2 protein-coding genes and 1 pseudogene are annotated in these 1930 nt (G+C 63.9%); all 3 read left to right on the forward strand.

Features of this window, described 5'->3' with window-relative positions; translation table 11 throughout:
- Positions 1-260, forward strand: a pseudogene (locus tag EN884_RS34545) (sugar ABC transporter ATP-binding protein); the annotation flags it as partial.
- A gap of 9 nt (positions 261-269) precedes the next feature.
- Positions 270-1232, forward strand: coding sequence for an ABC transporter permease (locus tag EN884_RS34550; protein ID WP_013530475.1), 963 nt, complete (start codon positions 270-272; stop codon positions 1230-1232).
- Between the two features lie 3 nt (positions 1233-1235).
- The coding region (locus EN884_RS34555) for an ABC transporter permease (RefSeq protein WP_164895373.1) at positions 1236-1930 on the forward strand (695 nt) is incomplete at its 3' end.

A 1930-nucleotide genomic window follows, 5' to 3' on the forward strand; every position in this document is an offset into this window, starting at 1 on the left:
ATCTTCTGCTGGTCGAAGAGCCGACGCGCGGCGTCGACATCGGCGCCAAGTCCGAGATCTACCATCTTCTGCGGGACTTCACCGCGAAGGGCGGCGCGGTGCTGGTGCTGTCGCGCGAGACGATCGAGCTGATCGGGCTCTGCGACCGCATCTACGTCGTCCATCACGACACGATCGTGGCCGAAATGCCGGCAGCGCAGGCGAGCGAACACAAGATTCTCGACGCGGCCCTCATGGGCGGCTCCACGCGCCAGCATTAGGGGCCTGCCATGGTTCGTTCGGTTTTCAACATCCTGAATGGCCGGAACACGCGGCAGGGCCTGTGGGGCCTGCCGCTGCTGGTCGCCTTGCTCATTTCGCTGTGGCTGACCGTCGAGACGACGCAGTTCGCCACGGCCGAAAACCTCTTCAACCTGGTTGCCCAGGCGATGCCGCTGATCATCGCGGCGATCGGACAGCTCGTCGTCGTGCTCATCGGCGGGCTCGACCTGTCGGTCGGCTCGGTCATCAGCTTCACCACCGCGGTGCTGGCGCTCGACCAGCCAGCGATTGTGTTGATCCCGGCGGTCTTCGTGCTGGCGGCAGTCATCGGGCTGATCAACGGTCTGGCGATCACCCGTTTCAACGTCCATCCGATCATCGCGACGCTGTCGACGCAGTACATCGTGCTCGGCATCACGCGCATCCTGCGGCCCGTCTCCGGCGGCACGGTGCCGGAGATCGTCATCGATGCCGTCTCGGGCAGTTTCCTCGGCATTCCCTATCCGGTTTTCTGGGGCATCGTCGTGATCCTGGCAGCGTGGAAACTGCTCTACGGATCCCGGTACGGGCTGCATCTGTTTGCGATTGGCGGCGGCATCGCGTCCGGCGCCGAGAGTGCTGCCCGCAATTTCGGCGTCTCCGACCGCCGCAACATCATCCTCGCCTATGTGATCTGTTCCTGTTTCGCAGCCGTTGCCGGTGTCTTCCTCGCCGGGCGCATCGTGTCGGGCGATCCGAATGTCGGGCTGCTTTTCGAACTCGATACCGTCACCGCCGTGGCGCTTGGAGGCACCCAGCTTTCCGGTGGCATAGGCAGCCTGCACGGCACCGTGATCGGCGCGCTGGTCATGGCGCTGCTGGCCAATGGCATGAACCTCGCCAACGTCTCGCCGTTCGTCCAGACCGCGATCAAGGGCGGCATCCTGCTGGCGGTGGTCGGGCTGCAATCCCGCAAGAAGATGGGGCTCTGAAAGATGGCTGCCGTTCTCGCAAATCCGATCGCCCGGCGCCTGCTGCGCATACCGCCGTCCTATTTTGTCTTCCTCGTGCTGCTGGCCACGCTGTGGATCGCACGGCCGAACATGCTCAACCTCAACATCATGGGTATCTTCGTCAGGCAGATCGTCCCGCTCGGCATCCTGGTTCTGGGGCAGCTCGTCGTCATGCGGGTGAAGTCGATCGACCTTTCCGGCGGCGGCATCATCCTGCTCATCAACTATTTCATTTCGTCGGGCACTTTCCCCGGCGCGTCGATGCCTTTCTTCGTCGTGCTGGCGCTCGGTACCGGCCTCGTCATCGGCCTGTTCAACGGCTTCATGATAGGGAGCCGGCGGGTGTCGGCGGTCATCGTCACGCTGGCGGTCAGCATCATCCTGGTCGGGCTGGTGCAGTTCCTGTCGAGCGGCAATCCGCCCGGCGATGTGCCGAAGCTGTTCAACGACCTCTACAACACGAAATTCCTGTCGGTTCCGACGCCGGTGCTGTTCTGGGTCCTGCTGACCGCTTTGGTGTGGCTGCTGCTGTCGCGGACCGTCTTTGGCCGCTACGTCGCCTCGGTCGGGGAGAATGCCGAAGCCGCGCATTTTTCCGGCGTGCCGGTCCAGCGCACGGTGATCCTTGCGCACACGCTCGCCGGCCTGATCGCGGCGATCGCGGCCCTGGTACAGAC

The organism is Mesorhizobium sp. M7A.F.Ca.AU.001.01.1.1, from assembly GCF_004022735.1.
In the GTDB taxonomy this organism is placed as follows: domain Bacteria; phylum Pseudomonadota; class Alphaproteobacteria; order Rhizobiales; family Rhizobiaceae; genus Mesorhizobium; species Mesorhizobium ciceri.

Bases quoted from the DNA above. Each gene is read 5' to 3' on its own strand.
- EN884_RS34550 (WP_013530475.1), top strand. From the start codon at position 270: ATGGTTCGTTCGGTTTTCAACATCCTGAATGGCCGGAACACGCGGCAG.